This is a genomic window from Billgrantia antri (assembly GCF_019430905.1).
Classification (GTDB): domain Bacteria; phylum Pseudomonadota; class Gammaproteobacteria; order Pseudomonadales; family Halomonadaceae; genus Halomonas; species Halomonas antri.
In genome coordinates, this window is the sequence record NZ_JAHYCA010000004.1 from 261,524 (window position 1) to 281,859 (window position 20,336).

The window sequence follows — 20,336 nt, forward strand, 5'->3', positions numbered from 1 at the left end:
TTGGGAAATACCCGTCGCTTGCCGCCAGGCTCCGGGGCGTGGGTCAGGCTGTCCGAATAGCAGCACGAAAGCACAGGCTGGCTTCGACTCACTCGTCATCATTCCCAAGGCGAAGGAATGATCCCCTCTTCAATCCGTCGTTGAGTCTGACTGCGGAAAGTAGACGGGTCGCCCTCCACTTCCTCGGCCCACGCCGACTCCACTATCGGTGCATGGAAATCTTGACTGCGATCACGACCGCAGACAGTACAGCGAGCTCGCCACCAGACGTAGACCTCGCCTTCGCCGGAGAAGCCGGCCATAAGATAATGGCGGTAATCCGGCGGCGGATATTCCCGGTACCACTGCTGAAGCAGAGCATTCGTTCCCGGCAGCGCCAGATCGATCTCATAGAAGGTCTGTGTGCGGTAGGAGAACCAGCGTGCTTGCATCGACTGTGGAACTGGCAGATAACTGCCAAGAATAGCAGTCCTGTTCCCTCTTGGAGGCTCGCGATCAAACCCTTCACTCAGCCCACCAACCGGAGCTCCCCAGGTACGGTCGAAAGTTAAATCCTCTACCCATACCGGCCAACCACGAGGCCCACCCACGGTCTGAAGCACGAATTCGTAGCGTCGCGCCTCCTGTTCCGCCTCGCAGGCAGTGGTCAATAGCAGCAGTGCCAGTAGCAGACCCTGGCGGAAGCGGACTAACCATCTAGGCATCCTGAGGCTCCTGCGGGGCCGCCACCGGCACATGGCGATTGGGGAATACCCGGCGCACGCCGCTAGGCTCTGGGGCGTGGGCGAAGCGATCTCGCAAGGTGAACGGGTACTGGCGGTGAGAGGTATGGATGTAACCGGCGAAATGCTCGTGCGACATCTCCAGCATCCACTGCCGTCCGTGTCGCCTGCCGCCTTGCCACCAGCTATCGATCAAGGCTTGCAGCTCGGCGGGGATGGTATGGTCTGGGTCATCCCGGAGTTCATCTAGGGGCACCCAGGCTCGCTTCGCCTCTTCATACATCTGATGCAGGGCGTAGATCGCCAGTTCCTTGCGCGTGGCGCGCCGCTCGACTTCGAGCACGTCCATGCCCTCCACGCGAATGTCGAGCCCTCGAGCCTGCGCTTCCGCCTGAGCCCGGCGAATCGTCTCCCCATTGGCGCCTAGCCCGCCGCGATGGCGCACGATCAGTTCTTCAAGGTTGGCGAAGTCCGCTTCGTGCTGGGGGTTCTCGTAGCCTCCGCCCACGTCAGAATGCACCCCCGGCAGGGCAATCTCGGCGAAGTTGCCGGGATGGTTGCCTTGCGCATCGGCAATGCTGCTAAGCGGAAAGTTGCGGCGGATCTCGTGATAGGCGGTAAGCTGCACCACGCGCGCCGCACTGCCCGAGGCGATGTAAAGATCGAAATCGAGGTTCTCGGCGTTGCCGGGCCAGTAGAAGCTGCCCACGGTATCGAACAGACCGACGAAGCGCACCTGCGGGAAGGGAATTGGTGAAGGCGGAAAGGCTTCGATGAGGCGTAGCGGCGGCCGGTACTCGCCAATTCGAAAGTCCGGCACCGTCACGGCTGCCGCCTCACCGAGCCCGAAGTCCGGTACCATCAGGGTTTCCGGCCAGCGGTGGATGAGGTTGACGAAGTGCCGCGCCAAAGCCGCGCCGCGACTGAAGCCGAACACATCGAAGGTCACCAGCGAATCGCGGGGGTTGGCCTCAAGGATCTCGCGGACCTCATTCAACGCCTGCTCGATACGCGCATGACCGCCCTCCGGGCCGATGCCGGTACCCATGCCGATGGCGTCTTCGGGGGCTACGAAGCCATCCTCGCCCTCACGGCCGGTGATAGTTCCCACACCCTGAATATATACGGGGTAGTGTTCTTCATCATCTCGATACAGGCCATGCAATTTGGCCACGTTAGTGATATCGCGGTCGGGTAGCTGGCGGTCGTTGTACATGTTGTTGCCGGTGCCGTCGAAGAATACGCCTATCTGCAGGGTGCGCGGTCGTTCGGGAGGAGGCTCCGGCACTGGCGGCGGGGTGGAGGTCCGCGGCGCTGGCGTGGGCACGGGACGAGTGACGCCCCAATCACCGTGGCGCTGCAGCATGGCCACGGCCTGCGGCCCCAGCCCCCGTGCATTGAGACGCGGCAGCAGGAAATTGACCAGGCTGCGGCCGCTGAACGCTCCCCGGGCATTCGAGCGCCACTGCTCCCCGTTCCATTCGACCAGAGGAAGAAAGGGACGGTCGAAGCCGTCATTCAAGACCAGTAGCAAATTACCCTGCTCGACCGCCTTGACGATCGTTCGGATCGCCTCATCCTTGTCCGGCGCCCAGCCAATGCCCCCTGCCTTGGCATACAGCCGGGAGAGCCCTTCCCGGCCAGTCTCTCTCGACAACTTGTCTTTTACCTTGCTCGAGGCAAAGGTGGGCGACTCGATGAAGGGAAGATCAATATCCCTGACGTCATGGCGACGTATGAGCTTAAAGAACACTGCCACCTCTCCCTGGTGTTCGGCTGGGCAATGTCTATTAGGGTATTCGGATGGGAAAGCGCTCGGCTATGGACGATTTCCTACACTACTGTAAGCCAACGTCTGGTATTGGTGTAAGGAAGCGCCCTATTTACCTGTCAGGCACAGGCGCTACCAGTAGCTTGGATAGCGCCGATGACGGGCCAGATTATTGACTAGAATCGCTACCACCAGCATGACAATACAGCCAATGCCGATCGGCATCAGCGGATACCACCAGCCCAAGGTGGCGATTGTCTCGCCGCCAATCACGGCGCCCAGAGCCGCGGCGGCGCCGGGAGGATGCACGGTGTGGGTGAGCTGCATGGCAAGCACCGAGAGCGACACGGCAAGCGTGACCGACAGCGCCGTACTACCCAACAGCTTGAAGCAAGCCACCCCCACCAGGGCGGAAAGCATACTGCCGACCAGCACGTTGCGCGGCTGCGCGAAGGGGCTGCCGGGTGCCGCATAGATCAGTACCGACGTGGCGCCGAAGGAGGCCACGATCAATAGATGATGAGAGAGCCAGTGCGCACTTAGCCAGCAGATGGCGCCCATGCCGCTGAACGCCCCGAACCACGACCACAGGGCATCCTGCCAGTCGGGGCTGGGTGCTCGGGTTCGTTCGGCGCGCATCTTGCTGAGGTAAGTCTTCATCTGCCTTCGGTCTGCACAAAATAGGTGCAGGAGTCTCGCAAAGCGCACCACAAAAGTGAAGGCAAGTTTTTTTATAAGAACATGCCACAGGTTTGACCAGGGTCATAATCCGACGGTCATTCACACGCTCATTTGAAACTTTGTGTTACAGCCGTTAGGGTTAGCGGTTTTGTCGGGCAGGGAAGCCGGCACGGTTGGCTTGGCGTCAAGCACAGCGTAAACCGAGGCTGCCACTGGGGTACTCGGGCTTGCCGGCCATGCTTTTCTGACAGAAGGCATCGCTATGAACGAGAACCGAAACGTCAAGATACGCGTGCGTCACTTGAGCAAGGTCTTCGGCAATCAGCCGAAGAAGGCTCTCGAACTGCGCGACAAGGGGCTCAAGCGCCCCGAGATACTCGAGAAGACGGGACAGACGCTGGGGCTCTCCGATATCAGCTTCGATGTCTATGAGGGCGAGCTTCTGGTCATCATGGGATTGTCCGGCTCGGGCAAGTCCACGCTCATCCGCTGCTTGAACCGATTGATCGAGCCCACCGAGGGCGAGATCGTCATCGACGGCGAGAACATTCCCGAACTTGGCGACAAGGCACTGCTGGAGTGCCGCCGCCGGCACTTCTCGATGGTGTTCCAGAATTTCGCGCTCTTCCCCCACCGCACGGTACAGCAGAACGCCGAGTTCGGCCTCGAGATACGCGGCGTGGACAAGGCCGAGCGCAACGAGATTGCCCGCAATGCTCTCAAGCAGGTGGGGCTCGACGGTTGGGAGGACGCCTACCCCAACCAGCTTTCCGGCGGTATGCAGCAGCGCGTCGGCCTGGCACGGGCGCTGGCGAACGACTCCACCGTATTGCTGATGGATGAGGCCTTCTCGGCACTCGATCCGCTGATTCGCGGCGACATGCAGCAGGAGCTGCTGGAACTGCAGCATCGCATGCAGAAGACCACGGTGTTCATCACCCACGATCTCGACGAGGCGTTGACCATCGGCGACCGCATCGTGCTGCTCAAGGATGGCGAGATCGTGCAGATCGGCACGCCGGAGGAGATTCTCACCCGCCCCGCCGACGACTACGTGCGCCGCTTCATCGAGGGAGTCGACCGCTCGCGCATCCTGACCGCCGAGAGTGCCATGCGCAAGGTGCGTGCCACCGTGCGCGACACCGACGGGCCGCGTACCGCCCTGCGCAAGATGCATGAGCATGCCATCGACTCCATCTACGTGACCCGCCGCGACCGCAGCCTGGTCGGGCTGCTCGAGGCCGAGGCGGCGGAGAACCTGGTCAAGGAGGGCAAGGAAACCATTGCCGGCGCCCTGACCCAGGACTACCGCACCGTGGGCCCGGACGAGCCGATGCACAACCTCTTCGCCATGTTCAGCGAGAAGAGCTTCCCCATCGCGGTGGTGGACGAGCAACAGCGCCTGTTGGGCGTCGTGGTCAAGGGGGCGGTGCTCGATGAGCTAGCCCAGGCGGCAGAGGAAGGAGGCAACTGATGGCGATCGAGATTCCCCGTATTCCACTGGGCAAGTGGATCGAAGACGGCCTGAACTGGCTCACCAGCGAATACTCGATGGTGACTCGCGGCATCTCACGGGTGACCCAGACCGGCATCGAGTGGCTCAACGAGAGCCTGATGTGGCTGCCCGTATGGGCGCTGCTGGCGATCATCGCCGGGCTGTGCTGGAAACTGGCCAACCTGCGCCTGGCCATCGGCGCCGTAGCCGGCCTGGCGCTGATCTGGAACCTCGGCCTGTGGGAGCCGATGATCGAGACCCTCACCCTGGTGGTCATCGCCACCCTGGTGGCAGTGGTCATCGCCTTGCCGGTAGGTATCGCCGCGGCGCTCTCCGAGCGGCTCTACCGCGCCATAATGCCGGTGCTGGACTTCATGCAGACCATGCCGGCCTTCGTCTACCTGATTCCGGCGATCCCCTTCTTCGGCATCGGTTCGGTGTCGGCGATCTTCGCCACGGTGATCTTCTCGATGCCTCCGGCCATACGCTTCACCACCCTGGGCATACGCCAGGTACCGGTAGAGCTGATCGAGGCGGCGGACGCCTATGGCGCCACCCGTGGCCAGAAGTTGTTCAAGGTGCAGCTGCCGCTGTCGCTGCCCACGGTAATGGCAGGCATCAACCAGACCATCATGCTGGCGCTCTCGATGGTGGTGATTGCCGCCATGATCGGCGCCGACGGCCTGGGCAGCGAAGTATGGCGCGCCATCCAGCGCCTGCGCCCCGGCGACGGCTTCGAGGCGGGTATCGCCGTGGTCATACTGGCCATGCTGCTCGACAGGCTGACACAGTCGCTGCGGAAATCTCGCAAGAGCTGAGCGCAGCCCCCTTCCTTGCAACCCGGACGTGGAAGGGGCAGGCTGGTAAAGCAATGCAAAGCAAAGTTAAACGGAGGAAAGCATATGGTTACCAAACCACGTACTAGTGGCCTTACCGCACTGGCACTGGCCGTCGGAGCCGGCCTTGCCGCCGGTGCCGCCCAGGCCCAGGACAAGGGCACCGTGCACCTGGCCTACGTGGAGTGGTCATCCGAGGTGGCCTCCACCAATGTGATGCGCGCCGTCCTCGAGCAGGCGGGCTACGAGGTCGACATGACCGCCCTCTCCGCCGCTGCCATGTGGCAGTCAGTGGCGACCGGCGATGCCGATGCCATCGTGGCGGCCTGGCTGCCGACCACGCACGAAGAGTACATGAACCGTGTCGGTGAAGATGTCGAGGATCTCGGCCCCAACCTGGACGGCACCAAGCTGGGCCTGGTGGTACCGGAATACACCGAGGTCGACAGCATCGCCGAGCTCAACGAGCATACCGATACCTTCAACGGCGAGATCATCGGTATCGACCCCGGCGCCGGCCTGATGGGCCTGACCGAGGATGTCATCGACACCTACGACCTGGAGCTGGATCTGCGTAGCGGCAGCGGCGCCACCATGACCGCCGCCCTGGCCAACGCCATTGCCAACGAGGAAGACGTCGTCGTCACCGGCTGGACACCGCACTGGAAGTTCGCCCGATGGGATCTCGAGTACCTCGAGGATCCGGAGAACGTCTACGGCGGTGCCGAGCAGATCCACACCGTAGTGCGCCAGGGCCTGGAAGACGACATGCCCGAGGCCTACGCCATCCTGGACGCTTTCGAGTGGACGCCCGAACAGATGGGTGAAGTCATGCTCATGAACCAGGAGGAAGACGCCGACCCGTACGAGAACGCCAAGCAATGGGTCGAAGAGAACCAGGACGTAGTGGAAGAGTGGCTTAACGGCTGATACGTCACCCGTACGTCCCATTAAAAAACGCCTTGGCACGACATGTGCCAAGGCGTTTTGCTTTATTGGAGCCGCTCGGTCAGGATGCTTCGGCGTGGAGCTTGAATCCCAGCGCGTTCATGACTTTCATGATCGTGGCAAAGCTGGGGTTACCATCGGCGGAGAGTGCTTTGTAGAGCCCCTCACGAGTCAGCCCGGTGTCACGCGCCAGTTGTGCCATGCCGCGAGCGCGAGCAATGTCACCCAGGGCCGCGGCCACCAGTGCAGGATCGTTCTCCTCAAAGCAGGCCTCGAGATAGAGAGCCATTTCCTCTTCGGACTCCAGATGGTCGACAACATCCCACTTTTTCAGAGCGTTCATGGAACCTCCTTCAACTCGCGTGCCAGCTGCTTCGCGATCTCGATATCTTTGGCCTGGCTGCCTTTGTCGCCGCCAGCCAGGAGAATCACCAGCTCGAATCCTCGCTGCACGAAATACACCCGATAGCCGGGACCATAGTGAATGCGCAGCTCCGATACGCCCTCGCCCACCGGCTCACAATCACCAAAATTGCCTAGCTCAATGCGGCGTATCCTGGCCAGTATCCTAGCCTTCGCCCGGTGGTCTCGCAGTTTAGCGAACCAGGTGGCGTAGGTATCCGTTTGGCTGATGCTCTTCATGATCGAAAGTGTCAACTATAGTTCACGACAAAGCAACCGCTAGTTGACAAGGCCATTGAAAATATCTCCGCAGGGAGCTCAGTGGTACCGAGCAGATCCACACCGTGGTGCGCCAGGGCCTGGAAGACGACATGCCCGATGCCTACGCCATCCTGGACGCTTTCGAATGGACGCCCGAGCAGATGGGCGAAGTCATGCTCATGAACCAGGAGGAAGACGCCGACCCGTACGAGAGCGCCAAGCAGTGGGTCGAAAACAATCAGGACGTGGTGGAAGAGTGGCTTAACGACTGAACTACACCAACCAGCCCTGTCTGAGCGAAGCACTATCTCGCTAGAGACGTAAAAAGAAGCCCGGGCCCTACTGGAGACAGGCCCGGGCTTTTTAGCGCTTTATGGAAATAGAGGGTCTATAGCTCACGCCACCCAGTCGGCTGGCTTCCGCCGCCTATCAATTGATCGAGAAGGGAGACAGCAGCGGAACTGTATCGGAGGTCAGAGTTGCCCTTGGCATCAAGATCCGTACCGCCCTTGTTGCCGTTGCCGTTGCCCTTTCCCTTACCTTTCCCCTTACCGTTACCACTTTCGCTTTCGCTTTCGCTATCAGTTCCGCCAGAAGCCTCTTCGGACTTGAGCATGACAATTCCACCATAAAGGTTGAATGTACCCGTTGCCATCTCGATCCTGCCCCCTTCCTCTACGAGGATGAGCCCTTCGTGATGTGCCGTGCCATTTGCCTTTTCAAGCGTGCCCCCATCGCGGACGATTATGATTCCAGCGGTAGCCTGGTTACCGTTCATTTTTACGTTGCCAGTGATCTCAATAACTGAGGGCGAGTTGCGAGCCCCATCGAAGCTGATGCTACCACTTGAAAAGCTTGCGTCGGGGGTCGGCAGGCCAGCAATGAACGCCTCCCAAAACTCTCTTTTATCAGCATAGTCATCATGATCGGGCGAGAAATGTGCAAAATCGGGAACGTCCAGGTCAGTATCTCTATCTGGCTCTGGTGTGGTTCGGCAATGAGAGCCCGTGCAATTGAAGCTATCCGGAAGTGGATGATCTTCTCCATGAAGATGGCCATCTGCGCTATGAGAGCACTCAAGCCCAATGCAGGTGAAAACGGCATCCAAGTCTGGAGCACCACCTCCACCATAGCTGACCAAGATGTATCGTTCCGCATCGTCGGGCCTACTGCCTACTCGACCATGTCCTATAAGATAGCGGCTGGCACTGGGAGGGCTGAAATTGGGAATTAACCCTTCATCGATAGCTGCCTGCAGTCCTGCGGCATTCAGCATGGTATAGCGATGGCGAAACCTGCCATCATCGCCGCTTATCCAAGAGGACCAGATATTATCGCCATTCGTGATCGGCCCAGGCCCCAGAAAAGCTTTATCTGGATCTGCCACACCCGCAGCAGCCCCCATCTCAGCGGCCATCTGGGCTTGCGAGGCAGTTCGGTAGTTGCCCGCCAACCTCTCGTTCACCAGACTGCCACTCACACCGGAGAGACCAAGCATCAGCGCCATGCTCAGTATGGACAGCACCACGACGAGGGCTGCGCCTTGTTGTTGCTTCGGACCCACCATATGAGTCTCCTGTCAGATAAAAGCTACATAACTTTACATTGCAGGAGGGGGCGAAGTCACGCTCACGCCAAGATCTACGCTATGCCTACTGAAATAGAAAAGAAGCGGCTCATTAGCCGCTTCTTTCAAACGTTGCAGAAATTAGCAGTTGGCAAGAGTTACGCCAGTAAAGCCATTAGCACAAGACCATGCACCGCCTGTGGTTCGGGTCAAAGTAACAGAACTACCATTCCTTGTTGATACGATTGTCCCAGCGCCTGTACCGTCAACAGATATCGTAACTGTCGCAGGTGTAGTAACGGTCGAAGACGGATCATTGCCATCGAAAAGCTCAGCTTCCACAGGAGTCTTGAAGGAGGAAGCCTCGCTATAGGCTGCACTCGCGTTAGATCTTGCAATGTAATTCTGATACTGCGGAATCGCTATCGCCGCCAGAATGCCGATGATCGCCACGACGATCAGCAGCTCGATCAAGGTGAAACCGCCCTGGCCCTGCTTGGCGGCTGCTCGTTTCTTCATCAATTCTTTCATGCTCATCGCAGTCGTCCCCTGCTCTGTGGTGCCCGGTGGCTTCGTTCGCCCTGGGCGGTTGCACCTGCGGCTCGATCACCGCCATGTCGTGGCTCGGCCCGTGGGCCTTGCCTGTCCCCTTGCTGGGCCTTCTCAAGCTTTTTCGGTTCTTCCTGTAGTAACTGCCTGAGTTGGCTCCCTTCTAGCGGCTACCTAGCGTGTGCCTTGCCGCTAACATTAGATGACTCAGCCTTCGCCTCGCAAGCGCTACCTACGTAGGTAGGTCGTTGACTTCAGCATAAGCCATGATGTTGTTAATACCAGTTGGCGTGGCGTTTGTCAGCCTGCTGTGAGGAATGATATCAACGGTCTAGAATGCGGGTAACCTTTCTCTCACGCTTACCGCCCTTGCGGGCCCATGCTCGAGGCGCCATGAACGACTATCGAACGGCACCGGCCGGTGCCCAGGAGACAGCCAGCCACAGCGCCAACCCACCGCGAGCGGCCGACACCGAGGGGCTGCGCGGTTTCGCTCGTCGGCTGGTGGAGTACGGGCTGCTTTCCCGCCCGGCCGCCGAGCGGGCGGAACATGAGGCCCGGGAGGCCGAGACGAGCCTGCTCCAGCATGTGATCGATGCCGGCCTGGTCACGGCGCGCCAGGGCACGCTGTGTGCGGCATGGGAGTACGGCCTGCCGCTGGTGGATCTCGACGCGCTGCGCCTGGCGAGCCTGCCACCGGCCAACGAATATCCCGAAAAGCTGCTGCGCAAGCTGTGTGTGGTGCCGCTCAGTCGCCGCGGCCATCGGCTGACCGTTGCGGTGCCCTACCCCTCCACGCTGGCCCTGCTTGACGAGCTGCAATTCGCTACCGGCCTGAGCATCGAGGCCGTGCTCTGCCCGGTTGACCAGTTGATGCCGGTGCTCGAGGCCTACCTGGCGCAGCATGAGTCGAGCATGATGGACGAGCTGGCGGGCGTGGATGATGCCATCAGCGAACTGGAATTCGACGATGGCGTCGACATCAGCGAGGAACGCGCCAGCGATGCCGCCCAGAGCGGGGCCGATGACGCACCGATCGTCAAGTTCGTCAACAAGATCCTGCTCGATGCCATTCGCCGCGGGGCGTCGGATATCCACTTCGAACCCTACGAGACCAGCTATCGGGTGCGCATGCGCGTGGACGGCATGCTGATGGAGTCGGCGCGGCCACCCTTTGCCATGCGCTCGCGCATCGCCGCGCGCCTGAAGGTGATGGCGCGGCTGGACATCTCCGAACGCCGCCTGCCGCAGGATGGTGCCATCAAGCTGAAGGTATCCAAGACCCGCTCGATCGATTTCCGCGTGAACTCGCTGCCGACCGTGTACGGCGAGAAGATCGTGCTGCGTATTCTCGATCCGACCTCGGCGCAGATCGGCATCGATGCACTGGGCTTCACGCCGGAACAGCGCGAGCTCTACGAAGGCGTGCTGGATCAACCCCAGGGCATGATCCTGGTGACCGGCCCCACCGGTAGCGGCAAGACGGTGACGCTCTATACCGGCCTGAATATTCTCAACGAGGTACAGCGCAACATCTGTACCGCCGAGGATCCGGTGGAGATCAAGGTGCCCGGGGTCAATCAGGTCAACGTGCTGCCCAAGATCGGCCTGGACTTCGCCAGCGCGCTGCGCGCTTTCCTGCGCCAGGATCCGGACGTGGTGATGGTGGGCGAGATACGCGACCTAGAGACTGCCGAGATCGCAGTGAAGGCTTCTCAGACCGGCCATCTGGTGCTCTCCACGGTACACACCAACTCCGCCGCGGAGACGCTGACCCGTCTGGCCAACATGGGCGTGCCGGCGTTCAACATTGCCAGCTCGGTGAGCCTGATCATTGCCCAGCGCCTGGCACGGCGGCTATGCAAGCACTGTCGCCAGGAGGCGGAGCTACCCCGCGAGGTGCTGCTCCAGGAGGGCTTCACCGAACAGGAGGTAGACAGCGCCACGGTGTATGAAGCCGTCGGCTGCAAGCACTGCACGCATGGCTACAAGGGGCGGGTGGGCATCTACGAAGTGGTGCCGATCAGCAATGCCATGAGCCAACTGATCATGCGCAACGGCAACTCGATGGACTTCGATAGCCTGGCCCGCCAGGAAGGCCACCCGGACCTGCGTCGCAGCGGGCTGTTGAAGGTAATGCAGGGGATCACTAGCCTGACCGAGATCAACCGCGTAACGAAGGATTAACAAAACACTGCAATTTATTGCCGTGTCGGGCCAGGAATAACACTTAAGTCAGGCACACTTGGGTCGATAATTACAGGAAAGAAAAACCACATTGAAACTGCTGCAGGGAATCTATGGCAACCAGAACGGCGAAAGCGCCCCGGAAGCTCAAACTTTACCGTTGGCGCTGGACGGGCAAGGGCCCTGGCGGTCGCCTGGTCAGCGGCGAGGTGGTGGCCGCCGAGAAGTTCGAGGTGGAGCGCGAGCTGGCCAACCAGAGCATCATCGTCAAGAACGTGCGTCGCAAGGGCGGGCTGACCGGCGGCATGGGCACCATCAAGCCCCGTGACACCATGCTCTTCGCCCGCCAGATGGCCACCATGATTCGTGCCGGGGTACCGGTACTGCAGGCCTTTCAGGTGGTCGCCGAAAGCATTCGCAAGCCGGCCATGAGCGCAGTGGTACAGCAGATGATGAACGAGGTGGCCGCCGGCTCGAGCTTCTCCCAGGCGCTGCGCAACCATCCGGAACATTTCGATAGCCTGTTCTGCAATCTGGTGGAAGCCGGCGAGAGTTCCGGCTCGCTTGACCGCATGCTCGACCGTATCGCTACTTACAAGGAGAAGGTGGAGTCGCTGAAGGGTCGGGTGAAGAAGGCACTGTGGTATCCGATCGCTGTGATCCTGGTGGGGATCGGCGTCACGGCGCTGCTGTTGATCAAGGTCGTGCCCCAGTTCGAGAGCCTGTTCCATGGCTTCGGCGCCGAACTGCCGGCCATGACCCGCATGACCATCGCCCTTTCCGAATTCGCCCAGCAGTACTGGCTGTGGGGGCTTGGCGGCCTGATCGCCTTCGTCTACCTGATGCGCCAGGGCATCAAGCGCTCGCCGGCCTTCGCCTACCGCGTGCATGCATTCCTGCTCAAGGTGCCGGTGCTGGGCGACATCTTCGACAAGTCCGCCGTGGCGCGCTATTCGCGCACGCTGGCCACCACCTACGGCGCCGGCGTGCCCATGGTGGAAGCGCTGGACATCGCTTCCGGGGCCACCGGCAACCTGGTCTACGAGCGCGCCACGCGACAGATCCGTGAGGACGTTTCCACCGGCCAGCAGCTCCACTTCGCGATGCGCCTGACCGAGCGCTTCCCTGCGCTGGCGGTGCAGATGGTCGGTATCGGCGAGGAGTCCGGCGCGCTGGACGCCATGCTCAACCGGGTGGCCGACTACTACGAGGAGGAGGTCGACAACAAGGTCGACGCCCTCACCTCGCTGCTCGAGCCGCTGATCATCGTGGTGCTGGGGATCCTGGTCGGCGGCCTGGTGGTCTCCATGTACCTGCCGATCTTCGAGCTGGGCACGGTGCTGTGAGTGTGTTATGGCTGCTGGCGGTCGTGCTGGGTCTTTGCCTGGGCAGCTTCCTCAACGTGGTGATCGTACGCCTGCCGGTCATGCTGATGCTGGGCTGGCGGGCCGAGGCCCGCGAGGCGCTGGAGCTGCCCGAGGAGGAAGCCCCTCACTTCAACCTGCTGGTGCCGCGCTCGCTCTGCCCCCAGTGCGAAACGCCCATTGCCTGGCACGACAACCTGCCGCTGATCGGCTGGTTCAAGCGCCGTGGTCGCTGCGCTTCCTGCCATGCCCGGATCAGCCCGCAATATCCGCTGGTGGAGCTGGCCGGTGCCGGCCTGGCGTTGGCCGTGTTGGCGCTCTACGGGGCCACCTGGCAGGGTCTGTTCGTGTTCGGCGCCTGCCTGGCGCTGCTGGCCCTGGCCGTGATCGACCTGCGCACCCAGCTGCTGCCGGACATGATGACGCTGCCGCTGTTGTGGGCCGGGCTGCTCTACCAGTTGCTGTTCCAGCCCCTGATGCTTTCCAGTGCCGTCATCGGTGCGATAGCGGGCTACCTTGCCCTGTGGAGCGTCTACTGGCTGTTCAAGCTGGTGACCGGCAAGGAGGGCATGGGTTACGGCGACTTCAAGCTGCTGGCGGCCCTGGGCGCCTGGCTCGGCTGGCAGTACCTGCCCATGGTGCTGATCCTTTCTGCGGGCGTGGGCGCCATCGTCGGCATCCTGGTACAGCTCGCCCTGCCCCGCCTGCGCGGCGCGCCGATGCCGTTCGGCCCCTACCTGGCCGCTGCGGGCTGGATCGCGCTGCTGGTGGGAGAACCGCTGATGGCCGCCTATATCGGCTTCATTTGATAAGCGTGGGAGAGTGACTTTGATCGTTGGCGTAACCGGCGGTATCGCTTCCGGCAAGAGCACCGTGGCGCGGGCCTTCGCGACGCTGGGTGTGCCTTGGGTGGACGCCGACGACGTTGCCCGCGAAGTGGTCGAGCCCGGCGAGCCGGCGCTGGCCGAGATTGCCGCGCGCCATGGCTCGAAGGTCATTCAGGAGGATGGCTACCTGAACCGCCGCACGCTTCGCGAGATCGTGTTTGCCGAACCCAGCGAACGGCTGTGGCTCGAATCAGTGACCCATCCGCGTATCCGCCAGAGGATCCTCACCCATCTGGAACGGCTCCAGAGCGAAGGAGCGCCCTACGTGCTGCTGGTCTCACCGCTGCTGTTCGAATCGGGCCAGAGCGAGATGGTCGATCGCTGCCTGGTGATCGACGTGCCGGAGAGCCTGCAGCTCGCCCGCACCGCCGCCCGTGACGACGTCGACGAAAAGCAGGCCCGCGCCATCCTGGCCGCGCAGATGCCGCGCAGCGAACGCCTGGCCCGCGCCGATGACGTGATCGACAACAGCGGCAGCGAGGAAGATCTTGCAGCCCAGGTTGCCGTACTCGATCGACGCTATCGAGAGATGACCGGGAGCCGCTAGAATGTTAGCAAAGCCACCAACCGTTTGGGTTTCATGAGCCAACACGACCAACGCCCCCTGACCGTCGCCTGTCCGCAATGCCAGAAAAAAGTGGTATGGAGCGAGAAGAACCCTTACCGCCCCTTCTGCAGCGAGCGCTGCAAGCTGATCGACCTGGGCGCCTGGGCCGACGAATCGCACCGCATCGCCGGTGAGCCGGCACTCGACGAGACCAACATCGACGAGTGGCTGGCCCGCGCCGACCGAGGCGACGATCGGTGAGCCTGGCCCCGGCGCCGACCTATCGGCTGCTCGCCGAGCTGGAGGTCGCCTTCGACAGGCTGATCGAGTGTACCGAGTCGCTGCTCGAGGTCTACGCCGCGTCTCCTGCCGAGGCCTGGGCCTTCCAGGCCGAGGCCAGTACCGATTGGCTGCGCCGCGCGCTGCTCGACTTCTGGTACACCGATGGCCAGGACGGCCGCGCCACCCGCAGCCATGTCGGCTTGGTGGCCGCCGACGAGCCGCTGCTGACCAAGGTGGCGGAGGTGAACGCGGCGAAGGCAGAGTTCGCCGCCCAGCTCGCCCACATACGCGACAATCATCCGCCGCTGCTGGCCGAGGCCAAGGCGGTACTGCCGTTCCGCCACCCGCACCTGCACGACCACCTGCGCGGCAGCGGCCTGGCCCGGCTGCACCTCAAGCAGTGTTGGCGTGCCATTCCGGTGGCCGAGGCGCCGGTCGCCCGGGTACGCCTGGCGTGGTACTCGAGCGGTCGCTCGATCAAGCGTCTCACGGTACGCGAGGTGGAGCAGAAGCTGCTGGCGCTGGACAGCGACGCCCCACACGTGCGGATCCAGCTGCGCAAGCTGGCCGCCCTGCCCTCGAGCGAGCCGCTGGCCCAGGTGCAGAGCCAGGCGCCGTTGATGCGCGCCAACCTGTTCTATTGCGAGCCGCTGGAAGATGGCCGCAGTCGCCGCGCCATGAACGTGGCCCTGCCGCTGTTCCTGCCGGCGCCACGCGGCCACCTGCCCGACCACAACCTGCCACCAGCCGCCCCGCCTCAGAGCCGTACTCGGGCACGTCGCAGCGACGAAAAGCTGGAGGAACATCCCTACCTGCCATCGCTGCGGATCTACCGCTATCGCTGAGTCGCGGTGAATGAGAAAGGCGAGAAAACCTAGCCTGCCTGTTGGGCCTGGTACTCCAGCTCGCCGGCGACGTCGGAGGGGAGTTTCAGCGCCTTGGCCAGTTGGTCGAGCCAGGCGCGCTCCATGGGATTCTGTTCGTCGATCACCGCGACGCTGATCAGGTACATCTCGCGCGCCGCCTGGGGCGAATCGGCCTGGCGTGCCAGCGCGTCGGCATCCAGCGGGGCGCTGAGCTGCTGCTCGACCCAGCGATGCAGTTCATCGTCGGCGCCCAGGGCGTCGATCTGCCCGGCGATCAGTTCACGCTCCTGCGCGTCGATATGGCCATCGGCACGGGCGGCCATGATCATGGCCTGAAGGAGCTCCAGGCTGCGGCGCTCCTGCAGTTCGCCTTCCAGCACCTCGACCCGCTCGCCCTCGGCACCGCTTGCCGCTGCCTGACCGCCTGCGGCCTTGGCCCCCTGAGAGTTCTGCCAGGCTTTCCAGGCCAGCACACCGACCGCCGCGACCGCCCCATACTTGAGCGCCTTGCCGCCGAGCTTGCGCCCGCGCTTCGACCCGACCAGCAGCCCCATGGCGCCGCCGCCCAGCAGGCTCTTCACGTCCAGGCCACTGCCGCCACTCGATGACTGGCCCGCTGCACTGCCGCCTCCCAGCTGGCGAGTCAGGCCCTCGAGCATGCCTTTGACGTCCACACCGCCGTGCTTTTGACCGCCATGCTGCTGACCACCGGCCTGCTGCATGAGCTGCTGCAAGATCTTGCTGGCATTCATCGACGTTGCTCCATGAAAGAGGAATCGGTATCAGACAGGGCCTGAGGAAGCATACCACTCCAGCGCCTGCTCCATGCGGTCGTAGCCCCAGAAGGGTTCATCGCCAGCCATGAAGAAGGGGGCGCCGAAGATGCCCAGCGCCTGGGCGCGGGCCGTGGCGTCACGCAGCGCCTGCTTGGCCTCGGGACATTGCCCCTCCTCCAGCAGCGCCGCGGCGTCGAGCTTGAGTTCGGCCAGGCAGTTGGCAATGACGCCGGTGTCGGCAATGTCCTCGTCGTGCTCGAAGTTGGCGCGGTAGACGCTGCGCACGAACGCCGGCACCCACGGCTCGTCGGCGTGCCAGTTGGCGATGCGCGCCGCCAGCAGACCACTGCGCGGAAACTGCGAGGGGCGCCGGAAGCGGATACCGTCGCGGTCGCACACGCGCTCGATGTCTCGCCACATGTAGCGCCCCTTGGCCGGGAACAGCTTGAAAGGCGTGTCGTTCCAGCCCTGGGCCTGGAAGATCGGCCCGAGCAGGAACGGCTGCCAGCGCACCTTGATGCCCCGCTCGGCAGCCTTGTGCTCGATCTGCATGGCAGCGGGATAGGAGTAAGTACTGGCGAATTCGAACCAGAAGGTAAAAGACATGGCGGCTCCTCGTGTCTGGCTAAAGAGTCGTTCGCTTTAGCTACCGGTGCAAGCCCGCAGTCTCCTTGATCGGCATCATGCACGCCTTCCACGACTCCTCCATACTGAGCTGTATTAGCGCTGAGGAGAATGCTTGGTGAAAGCCCTGGACGTAACGCAGGTTTACCGCGCCTGCCCCGAGGAAGCCTTCGATTTCGACGTGACCAGCGAGCTCGAGTCGCTGGACATGCTGAGCGGCCATGCCCGCGCCCGCGATGCACTGGACTTCGGCACCTCCATGCGCAGCGACGGCTTCAATCTCTACGTGCTGGGCCACCCCGGCCACGGCAAGCATCAGCTGGTGGGCCGCTTTCTCGCCGAGCGCTCGCGCGAAGAGCCCACCCCGCCGGATATCGCTTATCGCTACAACTTCGATGATCACACGCAGCCACTGCACTTGCTGCTACCCACCGGCATGGGTCGGGTGTTGCGGGCCGATCTCGAGCAGCTGACCGAGGAGCTACGCTCGGCCATACCCGCCGTGTTCGAAGGCGACGAATACCAGAATCGCCTGCAGGAGCTGAAGCAGGCCATGGGAGAACGCCAGCGTGACGCCATCGAGGCGGTACGCCGCGAGGCACGCGAGCATGACATCCTGCTTCTTTCCACGCCCAACGGCTTCACCTTCGCTCCGGCGGGCGAGGATGACAGGATGATGCCGCCGGAGGAATACGAGAAGCTCGACAAGGACGACCGCGAACGGATCGAAGGCACGGTGCAGGTATTGCAGAAGAAACTCGCCAAGGCCATTCGCCACATGCCGCGCCTGGCGAAGCAGCTGCGCGAGCAGATCAGCACGTTGAACGGCGAGATGCTGCAAGCCGTCATCGACGCACCGCTGGCCGAGCTGGAGGAGCGCTACGCCGATCATGGCGGCGTGCTGGATCACCTCAGGGCGCTGCGCGAGGCCATGCTACTGCATGTCGACTCGTTCATCGCCGACGAGCCCGAGATGCCACCGGAGGCGATCTTCAACCGCTTCCAGATCAACCTGCTGGTCGACCATACCGGTTGCGAAGGCGCTCCAGTGGTCTACCTCGACCTGCCGACTCATCAGCACCTGGTCGGGCGCATCGAGCACCACGTTCACAACGGCACCTTGCTGACCGACTACTCGCTGATTCGTGCCGGCGGACTGCACCGTGCCAATGGGGGGTACCTGGTCGTGGATGTGCGCGCCATGCTGATGCACGCTGGCGCCTGGGAGACTCTCAAGCGAGTGCTTCGCGCCGGCGAGATCCGCACCGAGTCGCTGGAGCAGGCCTATGGCCTGATAAGCACCACCACGCTGGAGCCCGAACCGATACCGCTCGATCTCAAGGTGGTACTGCTCGGCGAGCGGCTGTTCTACTACCTGCTGTGCGAGCACGATCCCGACTTCCTCGAGCTGTTTAAGGTGCAGGCAGACCTGGAAGACGAACTCGACCGCAATCACGGCAACCAGCCGCTCTACGCCCGCATGGTGGCTACCCTGGCGCGGGAGTCGGCGCTGCGCCCGCTGGACCGCAGCGGCGTGGCGGCAGTGATCGAGCGCGCCAGCCGCCTGGCCGACGATCAGGGCAAGCTTACCGCCCGCCACCGGGCCCTGAGCGACCTGTTGGAGGAGGCCGACCACTGGGCCGAGCGCGCTGACGCCAAGGTGATCTCGCGAACCCACGTCGAAAAGGCAGTCGCGCAGCAGCTGTGGCGCGCCAGCCGCATTCACGAGCGCAGTCACGAAGCGATTGCCCGCGGCACCGTGGCGATCCAGCTCGAGGGCGTGGTGGTCGGCCAGGTCAATGGCCTCTCGGTGATGAGCCTGGGTGATTATGCCTTCGGCCAGCCGACACGCATCACGGCCACCGCCCGGCCAGGGCCTGGCCAGGTGGTCGATATCGAGCGCGAAGCACGCCTGGGCGGGCGCATCCACTCCAAGGCGGTGATGATCCTGTCGCGCTGCCTGGCCAGCCGCTTTGCCCCGGATACGCCGCTCTCGCTCTCCGCCAGCCTGGCCTTCGAGCAGTCCTACGGCGGTATCGAAGGTGACAGCGCCTCGGTGGCCGAAGCCTGCGTGCTGATCTCGGCCATCGCCGGAGTCGGCATCGACCAGCGCCTGGCAGTGACCGGCTCCATCGATCAGCACGGCCGCGTTCAGGCCGTGGGCGGGGTCAACGAGAAGATCGAGGGTTTCTTCGACATCTGCCAGGCACGCGGCGGGGTGCAGGGTCACGGGGTGCTGCTGCCCGCCACCAACGTGGAACACCTGATGCTCAAGCGTGAGGTGCGCGATGCCATCGCCGCCGGCGATTTCCGCGTCTATGCCATCGAGCAGTTGGACCAGGCGCTGGAGTTGCTGACCGGATTGCCCCCCGGCGAGCGGGATGAAGAAGGCCGCTACCCGGCCGGGAGCCTGAACGGCCGGGTCGTCGAGCGCCTGGAAGCCTTCCAACAGGCCGTGAAGAAGAGCAAGGGCAAGGAGAGCGGCAAAGAGAACGACCCGCAGGACGGCCAGGCAAGCGATGACGACGGGACCGACGAGGAGCGCAACGATGACCAGTGACGACGCGCCGCAGGGCGGCGCTGCACCACCAGCGAGCCTGGACGTGGTACGAGTGCTCGCGCTGCTCGACGCCTCCCGCCACAGCCTGGCGGCCCTCGCGGCGGCGGTGGAGCTGGCCAGCCAGCGTCACGCCGAGCTGGTGGCGCTCTACGTCGAGGATCTGGACCTGCTGCACTGCGCCGCCTTCCCCTTCTCTTGCGAGATCGGCGCTCAGTCGGGGCTGACGCGCCCGCTCACGCCTGCCGCATTGGAAGCCAGCATCGCCCACCAGCTACAGCGCGTGCAGCAGGCCCTTGCCGCCGCAGTGGCCGGGCGCGACCTGCGCCATCGGCTCGAGATCAGCCGAGGACGGGTTGCCGCCGAGGCGCTGACCAAATCGGGGCCGGATGACGTGCTGGTACTCGGCAAGAGCGGCACCACGGAGCGCTGGGGAAAGCGGCTCGGCTCCACCAGTCGCCGCCTTATTCTCGAAGCCCCGTGCAGTGTGCTGCTGTGGGACGAGTCGCACCCCTACAGACGCGGCCCGCTGCGCTGGCTGGCAGCAGGCGAGTCGAGCCCAGCGCAGGCCGGAGGCGCGCCATCGTTACCAGCATGGCTGGCATCGCTGTTCGACGGCGCCTCGCCCCTGCCGCTGCAACATGCCGGAGAGCTGGAACGAACTCTCGACCGCGCCAACGCCGGTGGGTTGCTACTGCACCGAGGTGAGCTGGAAGGCCTGCTAGCGGAGGATGAGCAGCTGATTGCGCGGGTGCCGCTGCCGATCCTGATCATTCCGTAGGCAGCCTGCCTGATGCCACTCAGGCGTCAAGCTGCCCTTCCTGGCGGGATGTCGCCAAGGGCTGGGGTGGGGCCGGGCCATCCGGTGTTTCCAGAGGCGGCTGTTTCAGCCGCGGCATGGCGGCGACGCGCCGATCGATATAATGGAGGAGGACCAGCTGAGCCACTAGCACCGCAAGGCACCACATCAGCCCTATCAACACGACGGCATTCCTCAATGAGACCGACGCGGCC

At 63.1% G+C, this 20,336-nt stretch carries 20 protein-coding genes and 1 pseudogene; 12 read left to right on the forward strand and 9 right to left on the reverse strand.

Annotated features, from left to right (window positions below; translation table 11 throughout):
* Nucleotides 1-98: 98 nt before the first annotated feature.
* From KPL81_RS12745 to KPL81_RS12755, 3 genes are all read right to left on the reverse strand, one after another.
* Entirely contained in the window at nucleotides 99-704 is a 606-nt protein-coding gene (locus KPL81_RS12745; RefSeq protein WP_219792504.1) for a DUF2931 family protein, read from the reverse strand.
* The gene (locus KPL81_RS12750) at nucleotides 697-2,379 is read right to left on the reverse strand and encodes a phospholipase effector Tle1 domain-containing protein (protein WP_240549233.1); all 1,683 of its coding nucleotides are present in this window, start codon (nucleotides 2,377-2,379) and stop codon (nucleotides 697-699) included. The genes KPL81_RS12745 and KPL81_RS12750 overlap by 8 nt, the downstream gene beginning before the upstream one ends.
* 246 nt (nucleotides 2,380-2,625) lie before the next feature.
* Nucleotides 2,626-3,153, reverse strand: coding sequence for an HPP family protein (locus tag KPL81_RS12755; protein WP_219792506.1), 528 nt, complete (start codon nucleotides 3,151-3,153; stop codon nucleotides 2,626-2,628).
* A 283-nt stretch (nucleotides 3,154-3,436) separates the two neighbouring features.
* On the opposite strand from KPL81_RS12755, the gene KPL81_RS12760 reads away from it, so the two are divergent.
* The 3 genes from KPL81_RS12760 to KPL81_RS12770 all read left to right on the forward strand — a co-directional run bounded on the left by KPL81_RS12760 (nucleotide 3,437) and on the right by KPL81_RS12770 (nucleotide 6,435).
* Entirely contained in the window at nucleotides 3,437-4,648 is a 1,212-nt protein-coding gene (locus tag KPL81_RS12760; protein WP_219792507.1) for a quaternary amine ABC transporter ATP-binding protein, read from the forward strand.
* Nucleotides 4,649-4,653: 5 nt separating this feature from the next.
* Entirely contained in the window at nucleotides 4,654-5,487 is an 834-nt protein-coding gene (locus tag KPL81_RS12765) for an ABC transporter permease (RefSeq protein ID WP_219792654.1), read from the forward strand.
* 84 nt (nucleotides 5,488-5,571) lie between these two features.
* On the forward strand, nucleotides 5,572-6,435 hold the full coding sequence (locus tag KPL81_RS12770; protein WP_219792508.1) for a glycine betaine ABC transporter substrate-binding protein: 864 nt from the start codon (nucleotides 5,572-5,574) through the stop codon (nucleotides 6,433-6,435).
* A 79-nt stretch (nucleotides 6,436-6,514) separates the two neighbouring features.
* Here KPL81_RS12770 and KPL81_RS12775 read toward each other — a convergent pair whose 3' ends face one another.
* Nucleotides 6,515-6,796, reverse strand: a complete 282-nt coding sequence (locus tag KPL81_RS12775; protein ID WP_219792509.1) for an addiction module antidote protein — start codon at nucleotides 6,794-6,796, stop codon at nucleotides 6,515-6,517.
* On the reverse strand, nucleotides 6,793-7,095 hold the full coding sequence (locus KPL81_RS12780) for a type II toxin-antitoxin system RelE/ParE family toxin (protein WP_219792510.1): 303 nt from the start codon (nucleotides 7,093-7,095) through the stop codon (nucleotides 6,793-6,795). Before KPL81_RS12780 ends, KPL81_RS12775 begins: the two co-directional genes overlap by 4 nt.
* Before the next feature lie 83 nt (nucleotides 7,096-7,178).
* Here KPL81_RS12780 and KPL81_RS12785 point away from each other — a divergent pair.
* Nucleotides 7,179-7,388: pseudogene (locus tag KPL81_RS12785) on the forward strand (glycine betaine ABC transporter substrate-binding protein); the annotation flags it as partial.
* A gap of 116 nt (nucleotides 7,389-7,504) precedes the next feature.
* Here the strand turns inward: KPL81_RS12785 and KPL81_RS12790 are convergent.
* On the reverse strand, nucleotides 7,505-8,683 hold the full coding sequence (locus KPL81_RS12790; protein ID WP_219792511.1) for a hypothetical protein: 1,179 nt from the start codon (nucleotides 8,681-8,683) through the stop codon (nucleotides 7,505-7,507).
* 141 nt (nucleotides 8,684-8,824) lie between these two features.
* On the reverse strand, nucleotides 8,825-9,220 hold the full coding sequence (locus tag KPL81_RS12795) for a pilin (protein WP_276314066.1): 396 nt from the start codon (nucleotides 9,218-9,220) through the stop codon (nucleotides 8,825-8,827).
* Between the two features lie 405 nt (nucleotides 9,221-9,625).
* Here KPL81_RS12795 and pilB point away from each other — a divergent pair, with 405 nt between their 5' ends.
* The 6 genes from pilB to KPL81_RS12825 all read left to right on the forward strand — a co-directional run bounded on the left by pilB (nucleotide 9,626) and on the right by KPL81_RS12825 (nucleotide 15,344).
* A complete protein-coding gene (gene pilB / locus KPL81_RS12800) occupies nucleotides 9,626-11,419 on the forward strand; it encodes a type IV-A pilus assembly ATPase PilB (protein WP_240549235.1) in 1,794 nt (597 codons plus the stop codon).
* 113 nt (nucleotides 11,420-11,532) lie between these two features.
* Nucleotides 11,533-12,765: a type II secretion system F family protein gene (locus KPL81_RS12805; RefSeq protein ID WP_219792512.1), complete on the forward strand. Its 1,233-nt coding sequence runs from the start codon at nucleotides 11,533-11,535 to the stop codon at nucleotides 12,763-12,765.
* Nucleotides 12,762-13,592 (forward strand): prepilin peptidase, encoded by an 831-nt coding sequence (locus tag KPL81_RS12810; RefSeq protein ID WP_338035616.1) that lies wholly within the window; start codon nucleotides 12,762-12,764, stop codon nucleotides 13,590-13,592. Before KPL81_RS12805 ends, KPL81_RS12810 begins: the two co-directional genes overlap by 4 nt.
* Nucleotides 13,593-13,611: 19 nt before the next feature.
* Nucleotides 13,612-14,217, forward strand: coding sequence for a dephospho-CoA kinase (coaE, locus tag KPL81_RS12815; RefSeq protein ID WP_219792513.1), 606 nt, complete (start codon nucleotides 13,612-13,614; stop codon nucleotides 14,215-14,217).
* Nucleotides 14,218-14,250: 33 nt separating this feature from the next.
* Nucleotides 14,251-14,478 carry a DNA gyrase inhibitor YacG gene (gene yacG, locus KPL81_RS12820; RefSeq protein WP_219792514.1) on the forward strand — a complete coding sequence of 76 codons (228 nt, stop codon included), beginning with the start codon at nucleotides 14,251-14,253 and terminating at the stop codon, nucleotides 14,476-14,478.
* 2 nt (nucleotides 14,479-14,480) lie between these two features.
* On the forward strand, nucleotides 14,481-15,344 hold the full coding sequence (locus tag KPL81_RS12825) for a DNA replication terminus site-binding protein (protein ID WP_219792657.1): 864 nt from the start codon (nucleotides 14,481-14,483) through the stop codon (nucleotides 15,342-15,344).
* Between the two features lie 29 nt (nucleotides 15,345-15,373).
* Here the strand turns inward: KPL81_RS12825 and KPL81_RS12830 are convergent, their stop codons facing one another.
* Nucleotides 15,374-16,117, reverse strand: a complete 744-nt coding sequence (locus KPL81_RS12830; RefSeq protein ID WP_219792515.1) for a tellurite resistance TerB family protein — start codon at nucleotides 16,115-16,117, stop codon at nucleotides 15,374-15,376.
* A gap of 30 nt (nucleotides 16,118-16,147) precedes the next feature.
* Entirely contained in the window at nucleotides 16,148-16,747 is a 600-nt protein-coding gene (locus KPL81_RS12835) for a 2-hydroxychromene-2-carboxylate isomerase (protein ID WP_219792516.1), read from the reverse strand.
* Nucleotides 16,748-16,883: 136 nt separating this feature from the next.
* Here KPL81_RS12835 and KPL81_RS12840 point away from each other — a divergent pair, with 136 nt between their 5' ends.
* A complete protein-coding gene (locus KPL81_RS12840) occupies nucleotides 16,884-19,325 on the forward strand; it encodes a Lon protease family protein (RefSeq protein WP_338035617.1) in 2,442 nt (813 codons plus the stop codon).
* Entirely contained in the window at nucleotides 19,315-20,103 is a 789-nt protein-coding gene (locus KPL81_RS12845) for a universal stress protein (RefSeq protein WP_219792518.1), read from the forward strand. The genes KPL81_RS12840 and KPL81_RS12845 overlap by 11 nt, the downstream gene beginning before the upstream one ends.
* The last annotated feature ends 233 nt before the right edge of the window (nucleotides 20,104-20,336 follow it).